General features: G+C 35.6%; 22 protein-coding genes and 1 other RNA gene. 9 read left to right on the top strand and 14 right to left on the bottom strand.

Translation table 11 applies throughout. The features are described 5' to 3' along the window. The first annotated feature begins 46 nt into the window (after positions 1-46). From CDOM16189_RS09335 to CDOM16189_RS09350, 4 genes are all read left to right on the top strand, one after another. The gene (locus CDOM16189_RS09335; protein WP_169975232.1) at positions 47-1,144 is read left to right on the top strand and encodes an ATP-binding protein; all 1,098 of its coding nucleotides are present in this window, start codon (positions 47-49) and stop codon (positions 1,142-1,144) included. Positions 1,145-1,163: 19 nt separating this feature from the next. Beyond that, entirely contained in the window at positions 1,164-2,039 is an 876-nt protein-coding gene (locus CDOM16189_RS09340) for a hypothetical protein (RefSeq protein WP_169975230.1), read from the top strand. After that, positions 2,039-2,593 (top strand): ribonuclease HII, encoded by a 555-nt coding sequence (gene rnhB / locus CDOM16189_RS09345; protein WP_169975228.1) that lies wholly within the window; start codon positions 2,039-2,041, stop codon positions 2,591-2,593. The genes CDOM16189_RS09340 and rnhB overlap by 1 nt, the downstream gene beginning before the upstream one ends. Positions 2,594-2,729: 136 nt before the next feature. Beyond that, positions 2,730-3,632: a bile acid:sodium symporter family protein gene (locus CDOM16189_RS09350; protein WP_169975226.1), complete on the top strand. Its 903-nt coding sequence runs from the start codon at positions 2,730-2,732 to the stop codon at positions 3,630-3,632. A 49-nt stretch (positions 3,633-3,681) separates the two neighbouring features. Here CDOM16189_RS09350 and CDOM16189_RS09355 read toward each other — a convergent pair whose 3' ends face one another. The 3 genes from CDOM16189_RS09355 to tpx all read right to left on the bottom strand — a co-directional run bounded on the left by CDOM16189_RS09355 (position 3,682) and on the right by tpx (position 5,902). Further along, complete coding sequence (locus CDOM16189_RS09355; RefSeq protein WP_169975224.1) at positions 3,682-4,569, bottom strand: DMT family transporter; 888 nt, start codon at positions 4,567-4,569, stop codon at positions 3,682-3,684. 86 nt (positions 4,570-4,655) lie between these two features. Next, a complete protein-coding gene (locus tag CDOM16189_RS09360) occupies positions 4,656-5,270 on the bottom strand; it encodes a cyclase family protein (RefSeq protein WP_169975222.1) in 615 nt (204 codons plus the stop codon). A 101-nt stretch (positions 5,271-5,371) separates the two neighbouring features. Beyond that, on the bottom strand, positions 5,372-5,902 hold the full coding sequence (gene tpx / locus CDOM16189_RS09365; RefSeq protein WP_169975220.1) for a thiol peroxidase: 531 nt from the start codon (positions 5,900-5,902) through the stop codon (positions 5,372-5,374). Between the two features lie 109 nt (positions 5,903-6,011). Here tpx and nrdD point away from each other — a divergent pair, with 109 nt between their 5' ends. Both nrdD and CDOM16189_RS09375 read left to right on the top strand, forming a co-directional pair. Continuing rightward, positions 6,012-6,170 (top strand): anaerobic ribonucleoside-triphosphate reductase, encoded by a 159-nt coding sequence (gene nrdD / locus CDOM16189_RS09370; RefSeq protein WP_169975218.1) that lies wholly within the window; start codon positions 6,012-6,014, stop codon positions 6,168-6,170. Continuing rightward, positions 6,154-6,843, top strand: a complete 690-nt coding sequence (locus CDOM16189_RS09375) for an anaerobic ribonucleoside-triphosphate reductase activating protein (RefSeq protein WP_169975216.1) — start codon at positions 6,154-6,156, stop codon at positions 6,841-6,843. Before nrdD ends, CDOM16189_RS09375 begins: the two co-directional genes overlap by 17 nt. Here CDOM16189_RS09375 and CDOM16189_RS09380 read toward each other — a convergent pair. Beyond that, on the bottom strand, positions 6,836-7,270 hold the full coding sequence (locus CDOM16189_RS09380; protein ID WP_169975214.1) for a hypothetical protein: 435 nt from the start codon (positions 7,268-7,270) through the stop codon (positions 6,836-6,838). The two genes, CDOM16189_RS09375 and CDOM16189_RS09380, sit on opposite strands and share 8 nt — an antisense overlap. A 52-nt stretch (positions 7,271-7,322) precedes the next feature. On the opposite strand from CDOM16189_RS09380, the gene ffs reads away from it, so the two are divergent. Next, positions 7,323-7,420: signal recognition particle sRNA small type (gene ffs, locus CDOM16189_RS09385), an RNA gene on the top strand. Positions 7,421-7,458: 38 nt separating this feature from the next. Here the strand turns inward: ffs and CDOM16189_RS09390 are convergent. The 7 genes from CDOM16189_RS09390 to dnaA are packed head-to-tail and all read right to left on the bottom strand — an operon-like array spanning position 7,459 to position 15,604. Next, on the bottom strand, positions 7,459-8,694 hold the full coding sequence (locus CDOM16189_RS09390; RefSeq protein ID WP_169975212.1) for an HD domain-containing protein: 1,236 nt from the start codon (positions 8,692-8,694) through the stop codon (positions 7,459-7,461). Beyond that, complete coding sequence (gene queF, locus CDOM16189_RS09395; RefSeq protein WP_169975210.1) at positions 8,694-9,353, bottom strand: preQ(1) synthase; 660 nt, start codon at positions 9,351-9,353, stop codon at positions 8,694-8,696. The genes CDOM16189_RS09390 and queF overlap by 1 nt, the downstream gene beginning before the upstream one ends. Positions 9,354-9,361: 8 nt before the next feature. Beyond that, entirely contained in the window at positions 9,362-10,750 is a 1,389-nt protein-coding gene (locus CDOM16189_RS09400; protein ID WP_169975208.1) for an EAL domain-containing protein, read from the bottom strand. Further along, positions 10,750-13,059, bottom strand: coding sequence for a DNA topoisomerase (ATP-hydrolyzing) subunit B (gyrB, locus tag CDOM16189_RS09405; protein ID WP_170000992.1), 2,310 nt, complete (start codon positions 13,057-13,059; stop codon positions 10,750-10,752). The genes CDOM16189_RS09400 and gyrB overlap by 1 nt, the downstream gene beginning before the upstream one ends. Positions 13,060-13,072: 13 nt before the next feature. After that, positions 13,073-14,140 carry a DNA polymerase III subunit beta gene (dnaN, locus tag CDOM16189_RS09410; RefSeq protein ID WP_170000993.1) on the bottom strand — a complete coding sequence of 356 codons (1,068 nt, stop codon included), beginning with the start codon at positions 14,138-14,140 and terminating at the stop codon, positions 13,073-13,075. Between the two features lie 18 nt (positions 14,141-14,158). Beyond that, a complete protein-coding gene (locus CDOM16189_RS09995) occupies positions 14,159-14,284 on the bottom strand; it encodes a hypothetical protein (protein WP_283240842.1) in 126 nt (41 codons plus the stop codon). A gap of 9 nt (positions 14,285-14,293) precedes the next feature. Continuing rightward, positions 14,294-15,604: a chromosomal replication initiator protein DnaA gene (gene dnaA, locus CDOM16189_RS09415; RefSeq protein WP_169975200.1), complete on the bottom strand. Its 1,311-nt coding sequence runs from the start codon at positions 15,602-15,604 to the stop codon at positions 14,294-14,296. Positions 15,605-15,742: 138 nt separating this feature from the next. Between dnaA and ruvC the strand changes: the two genes are divergently transcribed. Together ruvC and CDOM16189_RS09425 are read left to right on the top strand one after the other, a co-directional pair. Continuing rightward, entirely contained in the window at positions 15,743-16,219 is a 477-nt protein-coding gene (ruvC, locus tag CDOM16189_RS09420; protein WP_169975198.1) for a crossover junction endodeoxyribonuclease RuvC, read from the top strand. Positions 16,220-16,235: 16 nt separating this feature from the next. Beyond that, complete coding sequence (locus tag CDOM16189_RS09425; RefSeq protein ID WP_169975196.1) at positions 16,236-16,829, top strand: hypothetical protein; 594 nt, start codon at positions 16,236-16,238, stop codon at positions 16,827-16,829. A gap of 35 nt (positions 16,830-16,864) precedes the next feature. Here the strand turns inward: CDOM16189_RS09425 and thyX are convergent, their stop codons facing one another. The 3 genes from thyX to CDOM16189_RS09440 form a co-directional block, all read right to left on the bottom strand. Next, the gene (gene thyX, locus CDOM16189_RS09430) at positions 16,865-17,491 is read right to left on the bottom strand and encodes an FAD-dependent thymidylate synthase (protein ID WP_169975194.1); all 627 of its coding nucleotides are present in this window, start codon (positions 17,489-17,491) and stop codon (positions 16,865-16,867) included. Positions 17,492-17,603: 112 nt separating this feature from the next. After that, positions 17,604-19,961, bottom strand: a complete 2,358-nt coding sequence (gene flgE, locus CDOM16189_RS09435) for a flagellar hook protein FlgE (RefSeq protein ID WP_169975193.1) — start codon at positions 19,959-19,961, stop codon at positions 17,604-17,606. A 134-nt stretch (positions 19,962-20,095) separates the two neighbouring features. Further along, positions 20,096-21,436 carry a Na+/H+ antiporter NhaC family protein gene (locus CDOM16189_RS09440; protein WP_169975191.1) on the bottom strand — a complete coding sequence of 447 codons (1,341 nt, stop codon included), beginning with the start codon at positions 21,434-21,436 and terminating at the stop codon, positions 20,096-20,098. Positions 21,437-21,518: the final 82 nt, after the last annotated feature.

Genomic DNA, 21,518 nt, shown 5'->3' on the forward strand with positions numbered 1-21,518 from the left:
AAAAGGAAAAAATGTTATAATTCTTTCAAATTTTAAAAGGCTAAATTTGAAAAAACTGCTATCGCTTTACAACACTCCTTTAAAATCGCTTAAATTTATAGACAGAAAATTTAGCATAACTTCGCCAAAAACTCTCATCATAGGAAGCGACGGAAGCGGTAAAACTTCACTTGTAATAGATCATCTAAAGCAGTTTAAAGATGATGAAATTTTATATATAAACCTGCAAGACATAAGGATAAATGAGGCTAAAATTTTAGATGATTTAGAGCAGTTTTTAAAGGATAACGCAGCTATAAAAGCTCTGGCGATAGAAGGAGTAAATTCAAACGAGCAAGCAGTCGTTATAGAAAAATTTTCAAGTTTAGACCTTCAAAATATAATCGTAACTAGCGAGTCAAAAAACATAAATTTAAACGGCTTTAAAAAACTAAATTTAAGCTACCTAGACTACGAAGAGTTTATAGCGTTTTTCCCTAAAAATTTAGATCAAGATCAGCTATTTAGCCATTTTGTTACGCACGGTAATAGCCTAAATTCAGCCTTTCTTGACCAAAGCGAAGTTGTAGAAAATCTCCAAGCAAGGCTTAAGAGCAAACTAAATGAAGCTGATATAAATTTGATGAAAGAGTGTGCTGCTTTTCAAGGGGCAAATTTAAGCGCGCATGAGCTGTATAAAAATTTAAAAACACACTCTAAAACCTCAAAAGACCGCGTCTATGCAGGACTTGTTGAGCTAGAAAATAGAGGTTTTATAAGTCTTGTAGCGAAATTTGAGCAGCCAAGCGCGGCAAAGAGGCTTTATTTTAACGATTTTGCGATGCGAAATGCGCTGAGTCTAAAGAAAGATTTCGTAAAACTTTTTTCAAATATCGTCTTTTGCGAGCTTTTTAAATTTAAAGAGGAGATTTTTTACACTAAAGAGTTTGATTTTTTCCTTGCTAAAAGGAAACTTGCTATACTTTGCATACCATTTAGCGATAGCGATCTGATATTTTTAAAATTTAAAAAACTTCACGCGAATTTAAAAGCTCTTGGAGTAAATAAACTTCAGGTTATCAGCGTGGCAAATCAAGCCGAGCTTAGTATGGAAGGCATAAAGTGTGAAATTTTGCCTTTTTCACGGTGGGCGCTTAGTTTTTAACTAAAATTTAGGAGAGTATATGAGAGTAATTTTAACGTTTTTAGTTGCTGTTTTACTTAGCTTCGGATATGAGATAAATCACGAAAACTGGGGCAAATTTTATAAATTCACAGGTCTAGCTGACGAAGAAAAATTTGAGCTTTATCTAAACTCTTTTGATAACGAATTTGAAAATTTCAAAGGCGAAAAAGGCTTTGAGCTCCCTACTAAAATTTACGGACACGTCTTTTTTAAGGGTGAAAAATTTGAGTTTTCAAAGGGCAAGATCCAAAAAATAGATAGTAATATAACAGCTCTAAACGCGCTTTCCGACTGGCTAAATTTAGACGTGAAGCTCGATGAAGAGGGCAAGTTAAGCGGCAAGTTAGCCATAAAAGGCAAAGCTCACAAAGCTGGGATAACCAAGGAGCTTGGCTATGAAATTTTATCACTTGGGTTGCAGGTTATAAAAACTAGCGATATGAAGCTTGAAGCGATAGTAAGCGACTTCTTCTCGACTGATTTTGTTACTAAAAACAAAAATAATCTAAAAGAAAAACTGGAAAATTTCAAGCAGGAATTTAAAGATAGCGAGCAAAATTTATTTAAAAACGACATTTTAACGCTTGAGTTTAGCAACGAAATTTTTAAAACCACTTGCAGAAATCTTGGCAAAGAGGGCAAAATTTGCGGTTCAAAATTTCTTAAAACAAACAAAAATATCTCGCCTGGGGATCTTTTTATAAATTTAGATGATGAGAATTTAAAAGCGCTTTTTGAAAGCAAAGATATAAAGATAAGTGAAAATTTCTCGCTAACTCCGGCTGGAATTTCATTTCAAAGCAAAGACGCAGAAAAGAGCATTTTGCTAGAAGAGATAAAGCCTTTTATGAAAGATAGTTTCGGGCTTTATTGATGAGCGAAGTTAAAATTTGCGGTATTGACGAGGCCGGCAGAGGAGCGCTTGCAGGTCCTTTAGTCGTAGCTGCTTGCGTGCTAAATAGCGAAATTTCAGGGCTTAACGACTCTAAAAAACTAAGCGTAAAAAGACGCAAAGAGCTTTTTCATGAGATAGCCTTAAATTCGCAATTTTTAATCGCATATTTTTCAAATCGCCAAATAGATGAATTTGGGCTTAGCGAGTGCTTAAGGCGGGCTTTAAATCTTTTTAAAAGTCATTTTGTAAACTACGAGCTACTTTACGACGGCAACGCAAACTACGGCACCGGCATTAAAACGATGATAAAGGCTGATGGCAAAATCGCCGAAGTAAGCGCGGCAAGTATCTTAGCCAAAGTAAGCAGAGATGAGCTAATGGGCGCATGGAGCAAAATTTATCCTGATTATGGATACGCCTCTCACAAGGGTTACGGCACAAAGGCACACCTTGAGGCGATTAGAAATTTGGGCGAATGTGAGCTAACTCGAAAAAGCTTTATAGTTAAGGCGTTTGAGCCCACACTTTTTTAAGACTGAACTTTGAAAATACTATAAATTTTTCAGTATTTTAGTAACAACCTTGTAGAAATTTAACAGTTTTCATAAATTTTCGTTCAAAAATACTTGATTTTGATAAAAAACCATAATTTTTAGATACAATCAACTCATGAAAGCACTACTTTTTCCTATAGCAGCGATAGTTTTATCATTTATCGCTTATACTTTTCCGACCGGTTTTGTAGCTATCAAAGGCTATATCGTTCCGCTTCTTGTCGTTATCATGCTTGGCATGGGTATCACGCTTAGTATTGATGATTTTAAGCAAATTTTGCACAAGAAAAAAGCTCTGGGACTTGGAATTTTTATCCAATTTCTCATCATGCCGCTTGCTGCTTTTTTGATCTCAAAAGCGTTTGGATTTAGCAACGAAATCACCGCGGGTATGATGCTAGTAGGCACTAGTGCGGGAGGAACGGCCTCAAACGTGATGACCTACTTAGCCAAGGGCGATGTCGCTTTAAGCGTTAGTATGACGCTATTTTCCACTCTGCTTTCAATAGTATTAATGCCGTTTCTAACATGGCTTTACATCGGACAAGAAGTCCCGGTGCCTGCTATGAGTATGCTTTTAAATTTGGTTAAAATTATGCTTGTGCCGATAGTTGTGGGCGTGCTTTTAAATACTTTTTTTCATAAATTCGTTAAAAAGATCCTTCCTGCGCTTCCTGTCATATCCATGGCGGCTATCATCACGATCATAGCTATCGTAGTGGCGCTAAACGTGAAAAATATCCAAACCGTAGGCGCACTAGTAGCGCTTGGCGTAGTCATTCATAACGGCTCGGGGCTATTTTGCGGATACTTTTTATCCAAGATGTTTGGCTTTGATGAAAAGACGGCAAGAACCGTCGCTATCGAGGTTGGTATGCAAAATTCAGGCTTAAGCGTCGCGCTTGCCGTTAAGTATTTTGGCTCGCTTGCCGCACTTCCCGGCGCATTATTTAGCGTGTGGCACAACTTATCAGGCTCGATTTTAGCTGGAATTTGGGGCTCAAAAAGTCAAAAATAGATATTTAAACCGATAAATGCTTAAATTTATCGGTTTTACTCGCACTTAGTTAGCTCTTTCTTAATATTATAATCGCAACGATAATCAGCGCAAACCCGATTATATCGATCATTACAAACTTACTTCCAAGCCAAAACGCCGCAAATAAAGTAGCCGAAACCGGCTCGATAGCAGATATCACGCTAGCCTTGCCACCACCTAGAATTTTAACTCCTTGCATGTAAAGGCTAAACGCAAAGATAGTCCCAAAAACGACAACACCGCAAAGTGCTAAAATTCCGCCCATATCGCTTACACCTTTAAGCTGCCAAGGCTTGGCATAAAGGCTTAGCACCACTCCACCGATCAGCATCGCCCACGCAAGTATAAGCGTGACGGGATAGCTCCTCATCAATCTGCGCGGAGAAAGCGTGTAAATTACGATAGTACATGCAGATATTATGCCGATGATAAGTGTCTTTGGCGGGATAACAAGGCTTGTGAAATTTCCATGAGTGGCGAGCAAAAATACTCCAAAAATAGCGCAAAACACGCTTAAACTTTCCTTTTTATAAGGAAATCTTTTCTCTTCTACGCAAAGCACAAACAGCACTAAAACAGGCGCAAGATACTGTAAAATAGTCGAAATCGCCGCATTTGAAAGCTCAATCGTGACAAAATAGGTGTATTGACACGCCATAATGCCAAATAGCGCGTAAAAGAGCAGATCGTAGATATTTTTCTTTGAGCTAAAGATACTAAAGATAAATTTGCCGCTTTTTGCGTATAAAATCGCGAGCATTATCACGCCTGAAAGTATCAAGCGAAGCGAGGTGAGATACTCGGCACTTATGCCTTTGCGCTCAAAAAGATATTGTCCGCAAGCTCCAGAAAACCCCCAGAAAATGCCGCCAAGAAGAGTTAAAACTATGCCGAAATTTTGACTATTTTTATCCATAGAGCGATTATAACCAAAAAGCAATTTTAAATAAATGGCTGCAAAGACGGCTAAAGCAACAAATTTTAGCTTGCTATTTTTGCTAATTAGCTTTGTAAGATCGCGTAAGCCCTAAGTGGCGCTGCATCGGCGTTTGCTATCTTTAAAGGAGCTGCCGAGAAAAAGAAAGTTTTATCCTCCAAAGGCTTTAAATTTACAAGGCATTCGATGATTTGAATCCGTCTTTCAAAAGCCTCTTTGTGACGCAAATTTGACCCGTGAGCATCAATCGTAGATAAATTTGTAGCGATGGTTTTAAAGCCGTTTTGCTGAGCCGAATTTAAAAAATCCTCATCCAAAAAAGGAGAATTTATGATGAAAAAATCTTGCTCATCTTTAAACTCACAATGCACGTTTAAAAGCAAAATTTGAGCGTTTTTTGGATTTGGCGGCATTTGAAATTTGATAGCTTCGTTTAAATTTGCCCCCACTCCGACACAAACCGCTTCGCCCACAAAATAGCTAAGAGAAATTTCCTCGCTTGCTACTGCGCTCATGCCGCAATGCATAGCAAAATCAGTATGCGAGCCTGTATGAAGCGACATAGAGAGGTTTCCCGTGCAAAATCCCCCGTCTAAATTTTGCTCTATCAAAAACGGCGCATCGCCGGGATAAATTTGCATTTTAGGGCTTAAAACCGGGCTTAGGTCTATGATTTTCAAATTTTGCCTTTTGAGATTTTAAGAAGTGTAGCTAAAATTTCTTAAAATTAAAAAGAGGGGAGTTTTGGCTTTGAAATTTTACTTCAAAGCCAAAATTTTAATTAATGTCCGCAACCGCAGCCACAACCGCCACTTGACTTAATCGCGTCAAACACGGCATCATAGTTTGGCTCATCTGCGATTTCAGGCACGATTTGCTTATGGATGATAACTCCGTCTTTTATTACAAAAACTGCGCGAGCTAGCAAACCTTTAAGCGCTCCTTCATCGATCAAAACGCCGTATTTCTCGCCAAATTCTTTAGCTCTAAAGTCGCTTCCGACGCGCAAATTTGCTATACCTTCAGTAGAGCAAAATCTACCCATCGCAAACGGCAAATCAGCCGAAATAACGCTTAGTTTTATCGCATTTTTGCCAGCCATTTTTTCGTTAAATTTGCGAGTTTCAGTCGCGCAAACTCCCGTATCAAGCGAAGGAACTGTGACTAAAACTTCGATTTTAGCGTTGTCTGCGCCTACTTTAAACTCACCAAGATCGCCTCCCACAAGTGTCACTTCAGGGGCGCGCTGTCCTACACCTACCTCATCGCCTCTTAAATTTACAGGCGAGCCTTTAAAATTTACTTTTGCCATTTTTATCCTTTTAGTTGAAATATAACTGAAATATTACTACATTTTTACAAACAATTAACCACAAATTAAACCCCAAATAGTTACAATATAAATAAATAAGGAGTATAACATGAGTGAAAAAGAGATCTTAGAAAAATTGCAAGAAAAACGCACTAAGTGCGTGGTTTATACTCGTGTAATGGGCTATCACAGACCGGTTGAAAGCTTTAATCTCGGTAAAAAAGGCGAACACAAAGAACGAGTGAAATTTTGTGAGCGCACAAAATAAGCCGCTTCAATCCATAACTCCATTTACCACTCTTGATTTTCCCGATAAAACCGCGTGCGTAGCGTGGTTTACGGGGTGTAATATGCGCTGTGCCTACTGCTACAACACAGCTGTCGTGCTTGGCGAAGGCTTTGTGAGCGAAGATGAGTTTTTGCAGTTTTTAGATAGGCGCATAGGCAAGCTAAGCGGAGTTGTATTTAGCGGTGGAGAGTGTACTATCAGCAGCAGTTTTTTGCCTCTTGCTCAAGAAGTAAAAAGACGTGGATTTTTGCTTAAAGTTGATACCAACGGCTCAAATTTAAAGGCTTTAAAAGCGGCTTTGAGCGAAAATTTGATCGATTATATCGCACTTGATTTTAAAGCTCCTAGAGATAAATTTCAAGAGGTTACAAAGTCAAATTTATATGAGAATTTCATCCAAACGCTTGATTTTTTAATTCTGATAAATTTTAAATTCGAAGTTCGCACGACCGTACATGCGGATTTGCTTTGTGAAGATGACATTACAAATATGAGCAAAACACTGCATAATCACGGATACAATGGAATTTATTATCTGCAAAAATTTCTAGATACCGGTGAAAATTTAGGAAATTTAACTACTCCGCAAAGAAAATTCGACGCTAAAAAGATAGAGTCAAATTTAAAGATAGAGCTTAGAAATTTTAACTAATAGATGAATATTGCTTTACTTCATAAAGTAAAAAATCATAAACTCTTTGCTGAATTAATGTCTCTTCCTCTTCTCCGTTAATAAGTCTTCTAAGGTGTGAAAAATCTATTTTAGAAGCATATCTTTTATGGCTTTTCATAGATTGATCTATGCTTAAAAGTAGAGCATCAAGAGTGAGATGATCCTTACATTTTACTTTTGATATATACTCTTTTGTAATCTGTATTAAAACAGCTTTTCTATCCTCGTCATTATCGTAAATCTCTTTTGAAATTTCATATAGTATTATGAAATCATCTTCATCAGGATCAAGTTTGGCAGCTATAATAGCGGCAAAAACTTTCGCACGAAATTCCAAAGATCTATGATGATATACAAAAAATTCGCGAAAAAACGACAAAAATTTAGATTTTATCCCGACTGCCATAAAATGCCTCAATTAGTTTTAAGTTATACTTTAGTAAAATTGCATTCGCCTCTTCTTAGACCTGTGCAATGCCTCTTTCAGGCACCGCTTCAGGGTGGGAACACAGCAGAGCACTTGAATTTGGTGTGTGCCGCAGTCATCTGAGAAGGGGTTTTTAAATTCCATTCTTCAGATTATCGCACAAATTTTTAAATTTTTACTTGCAAAAGAGAAAAATGCTCTTTAAATTCCTCGCAAATTTTAGCGAAATTTACCCCATCTACACTTGGTTTATCACTGAAAAAAATATCCATATTATTAAACCCGTCAATGAGCTCTTTTGACTTTACGCCGTAGCTTATGGAAATGCCTGCTTCGATAAACGCCGCAAGCTTGTCGCAGTATTTAAGAGCTTTGCCGTCAATCGCGTTGAATTTATCCTCGTTTACATTTTCCATCGTGCCTTCGTGATAGGCCGGTTTCTTTTCGCAAATTCTATTTTCAAACTCGTTTTTTATGAATTTTCCGCCCTGCTCTCTGATACCTAAAATATAGCTAAACTCATCTCTGAAACTATCCGGCACAAACGGCAAAATTCGCTCATCAATGAGCCTCATCTCATACTCGGTTATGATCTCATTTAAGCCTTCGACACCGTATTTAACTGGGCTTATGATGTCTCTTGTAAGGCTTTCAGGAAGATCGTGAAAGAGTGCGCAAAAGAAGTTACTTTCAAGTCTTTTTGCACAAGCTTTAACCTCAAGCGAGTAAAAATAGCTTAAAATCGCAACCACAAGCATATGTCCAAGCACCGCAGTTTCAGGGATACGCGGAGTTTGAGCCCAGCGCTTTTGAAAACGAAGTCGTCCGCTTAGATCCACAAGCTTTGCTAGCTTTTGATTCATCACGATTTTTCGCACGCCGATTAGCTCGTAATAATCCTCAAGCTCCTCTTCAACCTTGCTCTTAAGCTCTTCTATATCGCTTAAAAACTGGCTTGTCTGATAAACGATAGAAAATTCCCAGCGAGTTGCAAGGTAGCTTGCAGCTTTTAATATAAGGCGTTCTTTAGCGTGTTTTTTATCTTTTTTAAGAAGATAATTTCTAAGCCGCTCTAAAAATTTTCCCCCGTCGATATCGCGGATCAAATTTTCAAGTATGCTTAGCACCCAGCCGTTTATCTGCTCGCTCTTTTGTTTTTGTATCTGATGAAATACATCCGGGCGGATATCAGTAACCACAACACGAGCAAAAAACTCAAAAATTCCCGCCTCGATGATGTAGTTCATATCGATATCTTTTTCAAGCTTTGCGATAAAATAAGCGATAACAAATTTATGCGCCTGCTTATCAAGCTCGACTAAATTTGTCATCTTCGGATAGTCATTCCAGCGCGATATGGACGCCGCTTTGAAAATATGTTCGATCAAATTTGCATTTATCATTATTTATCTTTTTTAACTACTCTTGCACGTTTTTCGCCTAAAAATTCAGGCTTTTTAAAGCCTTCTTTCGCAGATTTCTTTCCGGCTCCCGATCTTTCTCTACTTGGTTTTTTATCAAATTCTTTTGTTCTTGAGCCACCTCTTGAATTTGTACGTGAATCAGACTTTCTGTCACTACTTCTTTCACGTCTTTCATAGCTTGGAGTTATCAAAGTAACGGCTGGCTCTTTAACCTCAGGTTTTTTAATAATCTCGTCAGAGCTTATCTCGATAACCGTATGAACGTTGCCACGCGGGTTAAAGTCGCCTACTATTTTCATCCATTTTGGTTCAAGTTTTCTTTCAAGAACAGAGTAAATTTCGTTTATACTATCTTCGTGGCTTATATTTCTGTTCATAAAGCTGTTTATATAAAGCTTGATCGCCTTTAGCTCGACTACAAATTTGTTCGGCACATACTCAAGATAAATCGTCCCAAAATCAGGATAACCCGAACGCGGGCAAAGGCAGCAAAACTCAGGCAAAGTGATCTTGATCTTATAATTTCTGCTTTGCTTATTTTCCCAAATTTCAAGGTCACGCTCGACATCAAACTCTTTTAAAATTTTCTCACCGTATTTTTGCTCTTGTCCTAAATTATTTTCATTAATTTCTTGCATATTTTTCCTTAAATTTCTTTTGGTTTTTCTATATAAAACCCTTGTACATAGTCGATTCCGCCACTTCTTACATTTTCAAAAAAATCAGCCTTATCGACAAATCTAACAGCTGTTTTTACTCCTATTTTTTTAGCAGTTTTATTAAGATTAACAAATAAACTCTCAAATCTTTCGTCATTTAAATTTTTATTAAACTCAATATCATAGATGAAAAAATCTATAGGCAGGTGTTTAAAATACTCAAATCCTGCGTTATTTCCACCAAATTTATTAAAAGCAAATCTAAAACCTAAATTTTTATATTGATTTAGAATTTCTTTAAATCTATTCATTTCATTATAAACGATCTTTTCACTAAATTCTAAAATAACTTTATTTGGATTAATTTGACCAGACTCTACAAATTCTTTTATAAAATTTATAAATTGTAAATTTCTAATCGAGACTGATGAAACTTCAATAATATAAGAACCTTCATCATCAAATTTTGACTCAGAAAATTTCTTAATGGCATTTATATCAAATAATATCTCATATCCGTTTTTATTTGCGATATTTTGGGCTTTTTGTTTTGATATAAGTCCAAATTCTTTAGTATCAATTTTGATAAGAATGTTTTTTAAATTTTCTTCATTTTTTAGACTGCTTACTAGCTGAGATTGAAACAAGAACTGCTTATCTTTTATAGACTTACAAACAGATTGTTCAAATTCATCTGTAATTGCAAATTTTGCATTCTCCTCTAAACTTAATCTCTCAATTAAAACAGATATTGAATTTTCAATGTTTTTAGAATAGTTGATATTAACTAACTCAAATTTAATCTTAAGCTCTATATCGTCTATTCCATTAGATAAAACGCTCTTTTCAAAAATATTTAAAAAATGTATTAACTGAGAACTTTTACCCTCACAAAACATTAAAAAGCAATCGTTAGTATATCTGCCTATTAAAGTTTTTTTGGATACTTCTTTATTTAGAAAAAAATCTAACCTCTCAATAAGTTTTCTAAGTAAAACATCTGTAATATCAAAGCTATAACGTTCATTTATATCGTTTAAATTTAATATTTTTAGCATTACTATATTACCATCTTGTCGATTTTTAAACTGATCTGCTTTTTTTAAAATTACTTTTAAAATTTCACTTCTATTAAAAGAGCCGGTAGTGACGTCTAATACTGTATTGTTAAAACTTTGATATATTTTATAAGTAGTAAAATATACTTGACATATTATTAAAACTATTAAAAGTACTATTTCATCATTTTCTAAATTTACTTCATCTCTTTTTATAAAAACATATGCAAAAAATAGAATAAGTGCAAAAAATGGAATAGATATTTCAAGAGCAGATATAAATCTTCTAGATCTTTCTCTTATTTCAGAATCCAACATCACACATCCAGATGTTTAACGTCTTTTGCGTGCTCTTGTATATAATTTCTTCTCGGCTCTACCTCATCGCCCATAAAGAGATTAAACGTATCACTCGCACTCATTGCATCATTTATATTTATCTGTAACAAGCGGCGATTTTCAGGATTCATCGTAGTCTCCCAAAGCTGATCGGGATTCATCTCACCAAGACCTTTATAACGCTGTATATAAGCACCTTTTTTAGCGTTTTTCTCGACTTCATCAAGAATTTCAATCACATCTTTACTAAAGCTAAATTCGCGATCTTTTATCTTTTGATTTATATAAAGCGCCTCTTCGTAAAGAGGATTTGTAAATAAATTTTCATTTACGACAAGCTCTTCAAGACCGCTTTCAGTCTGGACATAAATGCGAATTTCATCTTCATTTATGTATGAATTTAGGATATTGTATCCTTCATTTTCAAGATATATTTTTAAAATTTCAAAAATTTCATTGTAATTTTTAGAAACTATATCAGGATTTTCTATCATATATCTAATCGCACTTAACACGTTAAATCGCTTCTCAAGCTCTTTTAACACGCTTCTATAAGCGGCTACTATTTTAAGAAAATCAATCAAATCCTTATTTCCGATTCCTTCAAATTCAACCCCTTCAATTCCCGTCTCAATCAAAAATTCATTCAAAGCCTTTTCATCTTTAAGATAAATTTCCTTTTTACCTTTTTTATAACGATAAAGCGGCGGTTGAGCCAAATAGATGTAGCCGTTTTCAACTACAGGATTTAAAAATCTAAAGAAAAATGTTAAAAGCAGAGTTTGGATATGACTTCCGTCAACATCGGCATCAGTCATTATGATGATCTTATGATAGCGAAGTTTTTCTGCATCAAATTCATCTCCGATACCGCATCCCAAAGCCGTTATCATATTTTTAATCTCATCTGATTTTAAAATTTTATCAAGTCTTGATTTTTCAACGTTTAAAATTTTACCTTTCAGAGGCAAAATCGCTTGAAAAACTCTATCACGACCCTGTTTTGCAGAACCTCCCGCAGAGTCGCCCTCCACTAAATAAAGCTCACTTATACTTGCATCTTTACTTTGACAATCAGCCAATTTTCCCGGCAAAGTTCCTACGCTAAGTCCTTCTTTTTTACGAGTTAGATCCCTTGCTTTTTTTGCCGCCTCTCTTCCTCGAGCCGCCATTAAAGCCTTATTCATTATGGCTTTTGCTTCGATAGGATTTTCTTCAAAATACTTAACCAAAACTTCAAAAGTCATCTTTTGAACGATAGGTTTTACATAACTTGAACCAAGTTTGCCCTTAGTTTGACCCTCAAATTGCGGCTCAGGAACTTTAACGCTTACAACTGCGATAAGTCCTTCTCTGATGTCATCGCCCGTTATTTTTGTATCTTTTTCACGCACGGAAGCGTTTGCTGCGATGTAGTTTGTTATCGCTCTTGTTAAACCCGCACGAAAACCGGCTTCGTGAGTTCCGCCGTCAGGAGTTTTGATATTATTTACGAAACTTAGCAAATTTTCACTATAAGTTTCGTTATACATCAAAGCAAAATCAACTATCACATCCTCTTCACCACCGCTAAATGATACGGCTTTGCTTACAGGATTTGACCTGTTTATATCGGTTACGAAGCTCTCAAGTCCGCCTTCAAAGTGATAACTCTCGCTTCTACCTGTGCGTTGATCTTTAAAATTTATAGTTATTTTTGGATTTAAGTATGCAAGTTCGCGAAATCTCTTAGTCAAAATTTCATCGTCAAATTCCGTTACTTCAAATATACTGTCATCAGGCCAAAATTCAACCATAGTTCCGGTTCTATTTGTAGTTTTTATGATCTCCATTTCGCTTGTTGGAATTCCTTTTGCAAATTCTTGTCTATGAAGATTTCCGTCACGCTTAATATTTACAACCAATTTTTTTGAAAGCGCATTTACTACAGATACACCGACACCATGAAGACCGCCTGAAACTTTATAGGTGTCTTTATCAAATTTACCGCCTGCGTGAAGCACGGTCAGTACAACAGTCGCAGCCGAAATTTTCTCGGTAGGGTGCATATCTACAGGAATTCCACGACCGTTATCGCTAATTATCGCTGAGCCTTCGTTTGTAATTTCAATATTTATCGTATCACAATACCCGGCCATCGCCTCATCGATAGAGTTATCCACAACTTCATAAATCATATGATGAAGTCCGTTTATATGAGTATCTCCGATATACATTCCCGGGCGTTTTCTAACGGCTTCTAAACCCTTTAAAACTTTAATATTTTCTGCGCCGTAATTTTTTTCCATAAAATAACCTTAATTATAAATTTATTGGCATTATTATCGTTTTTAGCTCATTTGAACTAACAGTAAATGCCAAATTTGAGTCGTTAAAACCAAGCTCAAAGCTATCTTCTTCGATATTTGTTAAAAAGTCTATTAAGTATCTATTTCTAACGCCTACGAAAAATTCCTCGTCAAGTCCTGTTTGAAAATCAATCACAGTTCTAGCCTCTGAATTATCTTCGATAATACTTTCAAAAGTTATGGTTTGAGGAGCGAAAATTATCTTCATACTATCTGATAAAATTGATATAGTTTTAATTCCTTCTATCATCTTATCTCTGTTTAGTTTTAGTCGTTTTTTAATCTCTTTTGGAATTACCCTATCGTAATCAGGGAATTTTCCGTTTATAAGTTTTGTGAAAAACTCAAAATTTGCACTTTGAGCTATCAAAATGTTTTCATCGTAATAAATCTCTATCTTATCGTAAAAAAGTTTTTGAATTTCGCTTATTGCTTTTTTTGGAATTATAAGCGAAAATTCGCTTTGAGTAGGAGTTTCAAATTTAAATACACTTAGTCTTTTAGTATCTGTTCCTACAATATTTATGTAGTTTTGCTTAATGTCTATAAGAGCTCCGTTTAGCTCGAATTTTGGATTATTAGTATCTATACTAGGAAATATCTTTTTAAGGCTTCTTCCAAGCATTATAGCGTCTATATCAAATCTATTTTTACCATCTATAGTTGGGAATTTTGGAAAATCTTCAAATTTATACATAGGAAGTTTGTATTTTGAGTTTTTTTGTTTTATATAAAGGTAATTATTTACCGTTTCAAGAGTTACTTCTTCGTCTTTTAGGCTTCTTATTATGTCAAGCAGTTTTTTCCCGTTTGCGGTAGCATTTCCTTCATCTAAAATTTTAACATTTGTAAGTTTGTATGCAAGTCCTATCTCGTGATCTGTGGCTTTGATGTTTAAAATTCCATCTTTAGCGCAGATATATATGTGAGATGTTATAGCACTTAAATCCTTTTTTTCCAAGTAAGGATTTGTGTTTGTAACTATGCTTTCAAGAGCATTTTTGTTAATTACCGCCTTCATAGTTTCTTCCTTTATTTTTTAAATTTCTTTAGTATTAGTAGTAGGTATCATGAATATGTGAAAAACGTTTTTAAATCTTGAAATTTCAGCTTTTAGATAGTTAAAAACTAAATTTGATTTTTCACATTTATTCACATAATTCATCTTAAATTTTTATCCCTTTGTCAAAATTTTATTTTTAATCTCTTCAACTTTTATCTTAAAATATTCATCTTCATTTATCATTTCATTTATCTTTTTGATATTATGGCTAACTGCCGAGTGATCTTTCATATTAAAATAACTTGCTATTTGAGGCATTGAATTTGGCGTTAAATTTTTAGCCAGATATATTACGATTCGCCTTGCTTCAACGATATTTTTAACTCTTGATTTGCTCTTTATCTCGCTTGGTTTTATATTTAGCTCTTTGCTTACTATTTCGATTATGCTTTCTAAATTTATATTTTCACGCTTCTCTTTTATCTGATCTCTTAAGATATTTTTAGCAAATTCAAGGCTTATTTCTTGTCTCATAAGTGTTGCGTAAGCGTTTAAATTTATGATTGCACTTTCGATTTCACGGATATTATCGCCCATATTTGTTGCGATATATTCGATAACGTCTTTAGTTAGATAAATTTTATCAAATTCGCATTTTTTCTTAATGATGGCTATCTTAGTATCAAGTTCAGGTGGAGTAATATCGGCTATTATTCCCCATTCAAAGCGGGTTCTAAGTCTATCTTCAAAGCCTTTTAGGTGTTTTGGCTGGCGGTCTGAAGTCATGACGATCTGACCGTTTTTTGAGTGAAGTTCGTTAAAAGTGTGAAAAAACTCCTCTTGAATTTTATCCGTTTTACCTAAAAACTGCACATCATCTATGAGTAAAACATCACAGTTTCGGTACTTCTCGCGAAATCTCTCCATTGAGTGGTTGTTGATATGATATGTAAAATCAGTGATAAACTGCTCGCTTGTGATACAAATTACGACTTTGCCGTTATTTAAGCAGAAATTTCCAACCGATTGAAGCAAGTGAGTTTTACCAAGACCAGTTGGACCGTAGATAAATAGCGGATTATACGCTTTTCCAAGCTGCTCGGCAGCTGATTTTGAAGTGATGTAAGCGTACTGGTTTGAATCGCCCACAACAAAATTTTCAAAGGTATAGCTTGGGTTTAAAAGGCTGCTTTGGGCCTTTATCTGATTTACATCCACTTTTGCGGTTTTGGTTTGCGGTTTGCTCTTTTGAGAAGTGATGTTTATGTGAGGTTTTGCACCTGTTTTTACTTCAAAAAGATGAGCTATCTTGCCTGCGTATTTGGTTTGGATAAATTTTGCTATAAGCTCGTTTGGGGCGTTAAATACGATAACTTCCGAATTTGAAGCTTTTTCGTTAAATTTAAGCTGCTTTATGTAACACTCATATTCTGATTTTAAAATTTCGTGTCCAAGTAGCTCTAAAACCTCGTTTGCAAGCAAATTTATCCCTTTTTATTATAATGGTTTATCATTTTATCTTAAATTTCATAAAATCTTTGTTAAAATGCCTTCAAGGTATGTTTTTCACAGCGTGAAAAAAACGTGAAAAACTTTTTTATTTGGCAAATTAAGGATGTGATGAAAATTTTAGGAATTGATCCCGGAAGCAAGAATTGCGGTTATGCGATCATCGAAAAAACTGCGTTTAAAACGAGTTTGATTGAAGCTGGGCTTATAAAGATTAAGCCTGATTTGCTTCAGTATCAGATAACGCAGCTTTGCGAAGGGCTTGATCTCATTTTTAAAAACCACAAATTTGATGAAGTTGCGATTGAGGATATATTTTTTGCGTATAATCCAAAAACGGTTTTAAAGCTCGCTCAGTTTCGCGGTGCGTTAAGCCTTAAAATTCTTCAAATTCACGGAGAATTCGCAGAATACACCCCGCTTCAAGTGAAAAAAGCGGTAACAGGCAAGGCAAAAGCGGATAAGGAGCAAGTTGCTTTTATGGTGAAGAAAATTTTAGGGATCGCTAAAGATATAAAACCACTTGATATAACCGATGCTATCGCGGTTGCTTTAACTCATGCAAATAATTTGCGGATAAAAAAATAAATCTAAAGGAGATAAAATGAGGAAAATTTTAGTTGTTTTAGTTGTTTTTGCATCGCTAAATTTATTTGCAAATGAAGTTTCAAAAGATAATGAAATCATCTGTAACTACTCAAATTTAGGCATAGAAACAAAGAAAACTACAAAAGCAAAACAGATTATGGTTAAAGATGTATTGTTTAGCGGTTCAAATTCGCAAAATTTTGGAGTTAAAAAGGACTTAAGACAAACTTGTGAAGTTTTAAACTGCGTGATGGATGATAGCGTAGAAAATAAGCAAGCATTTTTCAAAAATGCAACACTTACGATATTAAATGGCGATGATGAGATATCCAATATGGCGGTTGATTATTTTAGTTCTCGTGAATTTGATTTTGCTAAAAAATTAAGACATGATGCTTTACTTTTAAAATTTGGTTGCGACTATGAACTTATGCCTATTGAAACAAGAAATGGCGTGAATAAAGTATTTGTAAAAGCTATCGTCATGTCAAGAGGAAAAGAGATTGGTAAAATAGAAATAAACGGCAGAGTGCTTGCTATAAGAGGTAAATTTGGTATGGTGCAAGACATGCAGGTTTATAATCTAAAATTAAAAGAGATAAAAGAGTAAAATTTAGTCGCGTGGCACCAAAACCACGCGAATTTTTAATGTTCACTGTTTGTGATGTGATTTTCATAAATAAATTTATGCTCATCAGGCAATGCGTCGTAAATTTTATGAGCCAGATCGCGTATCTCCCAAAGAGCGGATTTGGAGCTTCTTAAGGATAAGAAATTTTGCAAACTTCTAGCGTTTATACTCCAAGTAAGCTCGGTTTTATAGCACTCAGGCAAGCAGTATTTAACTATATCAAGACTGGTTGTGGTCGTGGCTAAAATTTCGCGTAAATTATCAAGCGCTTTTATGCTCGCGTTATCGATTAGTTTGTTACCTGTTAGCACGATGTATCTGCTTGCGTTTTCAAAGTCGTCTAGCTCAAATTTCGCCTCGTTTCTAAGCTCTTTTAGCGTGTAGCGGGTTGATTTCACACTTAAGCTTGCTATGCGGTGGCGAGCTAGCTCTTGAAGTAGTGCGCGCGAAATTCCTTGGATGTAAAAGTTATAATAAAGATGCTCAAGCGTACTTGCATGCTTAAATTTATTCCCCACTCGATCAATCAGCTCGATATCTTTTTCACCTCCATTATCACCCTTGTCAAAGCTTTGCCAACACGTGCGAATCGCGTGCGAGCAGATATTAAGCGGAGTGAAATTTAGAAGTGTTACTTGCATTTTAGCTCTTTATTTATGAAATTTGATCTCGTAAATTTAGCTAAAATTTTTATGAAATTCAAGTCAGGTTTGGGGGCGTTAGATAGCCCCCAAGAGTAGAAAAATGGATAGATTAATTTTTAAGTTGCAAGAGTGTATTTAGCATCTCGTTGCTTGTAGTTATCGTCTTTGAGTTAGCTTGAAATCCGCGCTGAACGACAATTAGCTGAGTTAGTGAGCGGCTTAGATCGACGTTACTCATCTCTAAGCTTGAAGCTGAAATTTTGCCACGTCCGGAAGTATTAGCAGCACCTATTATCGGATCTCCTGAGTTTGCAGTCATTGCAAATAAGTTACCGCCTTCGCTTGTAAGACCTTCATTATTTGTAAATTTAGCCACTGCAACTTGCGCAAGTCCTAAGCTTCTACCGTTTGTAAATGTGCCTACAAGCGTGCCTGACTCATCTATTCTAAGACCGTTTAATTCGCCTCCTGTATAACCATCTTGGCTGATATTTGCAGTTGCTGAGTCGTTATCATAGCTTGTCATTCCGGTAAAGCCCATCGTGTCACCTAAATTTAGCTCTATATGCTGACCTGCCGATGAGCCGTTAGCCGCGCCAAATGTGATACTGGCAGGGCTATATGTACCAAGCGAACCGTCAGCATTAAATCTAATATATCCTGTTATTACATTTTCAGGTTTGCCGTCGAAATTTATCTTATTTGGCTCGGCAACTTGGATAATCATCGTCCATTCTGTTCCGTTATTTTCAGTATATGCTCGTTTTGTAAAATCAAGCTTTACGTTGTGTTTAGCGCCTAAACTATCGAATACATCTATGCTTGAGCTGTGGCTTGCCATATGCAGGCTATCTGTTACACGTTTTGATTCGCCTGTGCTTAATGAACCTGCTAAAACGGCCATAGTTTTTTTAAATCCGATATTTTCAGTGACGTTATTTTTGGCATTGTTTAGACCTGTTATAGTTAGATACATATTGTGGTCATTATCATCGGTATCATTGTTTGCAGTAGGTTTTGGATTATTAGTTGCAGGATCTATTGTGCCATCGGTTGCATCTGCGTCATCTTCATTAAATGCATCACCTTTTGGGTTTTTTATCTGAAATTGACCATATTCGTTTACAGTTACTTCTACGCCATCGTTTTTATTATCTGCTATTTTATCTGTGAAATCTGTTTGTTTAGGCGTGCCATCAGCTTCATTGCCGACTTTTTCTCCAATATAATTTACCCAAAGTCTTGCATCTTTTTGCATAGCTTCTCTTAAATCTTCTGTAGTTGTGACTTTTCTCTCTGTAGAGTCGTTATAAGTATGAGTTGAATTTGTCCTTGTTTTGCTATAAGTATATTGATAAGCTGTAATGATATTTGTAGTAACTAAATCTCCTATAGCTGTATTTGCTACAAGTTTTATATTTTTATTTTCAACTGATGCTCCTAAATTATTTCTGTTGGTTAATACAAGTTGATTTCCATTAGTTACGCTTGCTTCAACACCTGTTTTATTATATTTCTCATTTATTGCAGCTGCTAACTGGCTAATATTCTTAATATTGCCTAGTTTTATATTTTCTCCATTTAAAATAATATCGAGTGTCTGTGGTGCCGCAAAATTTCCAAGTGGATCGGCCCCTACGTTTAGCGCCTTTGTCTTAGCATCCGCGTAACTTATCCAAATGCCTTGACCATCTCTTAGATTATAAGCGTCTCCATCATTATTAAATAACACTCCTAGATCTGCTCCTCTTTCTCTTAGTCTTTGTTCACCAGTTTTTGTTACATAAAACTCATCTTCTCCAACATTATTTTCATCATGTATTTCATTGTCTGTTTTAATATTATCAATAGGAGATTTCTCAACCCAGCGACTGTATTGATCAAGTTGATAGATAGGAATTTTTTTCGTCCCTACGTCATCGCCGCTATCAAGGTTAGCTTTTAATGCTATTTCGGTAGTAGCGCGAGCAGGAGTAGTAAGTCCCGGTGGGATAATGATATTTTCTATCGGTCTTGTTGGGTCTATTTCTCCTGTTGTTTCATCTCTCATCCAGCCTTGAACTATGTGTCCGCCGTTATCTACGAAATTTCCTACACTATCACGAGAAAAATCGCCGTTTCTAGTATAAAGACGAGTTTTTCCACTGTCTGGACTAACTATAAAAAATCCATCACCTTGAAGCGCGATATCGGTCTGTTTATCTGTAGTTTGAAGTGAGCCTTGCTTAAAAATTTTAGTAGTAGTATTTACTTGCGTTCCAAGACCTACTTGCATTGAATTTAGACCGCCATGTTTATTTTGAGGCGCAGTAGATACACGTGCGGTTTGATATATAAGATCATCAAAATTTGCTCTACTATATTTAAATCCTATGGTATTTACGTTTGCTATGTTGTTACCTTCAACATCCATTGCTATTTGGTGAGCCTGAAGTCCCGTAACTCCAGACCAAAGAGATCTCATCATAATCTTATCCTTTATATGCAATTTTTAAAAAGATAAAAGCAAAAGATGTTCCAAAAAATGTAAATAGAGTAAAGAATAGTAATTAAATTTTATAGCCTACCAGTCAAGTATAGCAGGCTATAAAATTATAGGGATTATAATATCATTGCTCCTATAATACCACCTATTATAAGTGGAATATTAAAGAAAATAAATGTCGGCACGCAAGTATCATATATATGATTGTGCTGTCCGTCGGCATTTAGACCTGCTGTTGGTCCAAGAGTACTATCACTTGCAGGACTTCCCGCATCTCCAAGTGCTGCAGCAATACCAACTAAAAGAATAATAGCCGGAAATGAAAAACCTAAAGATATAGAAAGCGGAACATAGATCGCAGCTATAATAGGTATGGTGCCAAAGCTAGTTCCTATGCCCATAGTTACAAGTAGTCCTATGGTTAGCATCATTATAGCTCCTCCTAATTTTCCACCAGCGATACTGCTAGCAAAATTTACAAGTTGTTCGATACCGCCACTCTCTCTTAAAACAGAGCCAAAGCCAGCTGCAACAAGCATAATAAATGCGATAAAGCCCATCATGGCTAGACCGCTATCCATGACTTTGTCTATCTTGTTATACTCTATGCCACCAAAAGCCACCATAACAAGAAGTCCCAAAAGTGCCCCAAGAGGCATACTTGATGTGTAAATTTGCACTACAAACGCTACTATGGCACCTCCTAAGACAGCCCACTCTTTCTTTGTCATTTTTAGGCTTTTAGCTAATTCCGCTTCTTGCATCTCTAAATTTTCAAAGTTTGTATGTTTATATTCTCTTTTTTTAGAATAAAATATAGAGATTGCCAAAAATAGGCCTACTAGCATTGAAAATCCGCCTATCCACATTACACTTTGAATATCTGAAATTTCTACATTTACGCCATTATTTGCAAGTTCTTTTTTTATAATACCGTGAAAAATAAGTCCAAAACCTACGCTAAGGCTTACATAAGGCGCTTTTAAACCAAATGTCAGAGCTGTTGCTATAGCACGTCTATCTATATTTAATTTATTCATAAGAGGTAAAAGTGGTGGAATCAGTATAGGTATAAATGCTATATGCACAGGGATTAAATTTTGTGAAAAGCATGCTACCGCAGCGATTATTAAAGCAAAATATGTACGAGTGCTACTTAAAATTTTAGTTATGCTATTTATTAAAATCGCTGTTAAATTGGTATTTGCAATAGCTGCGGCAAGGGCCCCTAATAAAATATAGCTAAGAGAGGTTTCTAAATTTCCCTTCATACCGGTGATTAGAGTAGAAGTAGTGGCTGTTAGGGCATCAAAAAATGCACTAAAACTAGCAAATCCATTATTATACATTAAACCTGCAACAAGCGCAGAAACTAGAATCGATAATAATACATTAAAGCGAAGCAGACAAAGCACAGTCATAATTACTATGCTTACAACAACGGGATTAGAGAGCATAAAATTTCCTTATTTTGATGAATAATTGGGTATTATACCTCTATTTGTCTTAAATTTATAAATTATTAAGTTTGATTTTGAA

Origin of the sequence: Campylobacter sp. RM16189 (assembly GCF_012978815.1) — a bacterium.
GTDB lineage: Bacteria > Campylobacterota > Campylobacteria > Campylobacterales > Campylobacteraceae > Campylobacter_A.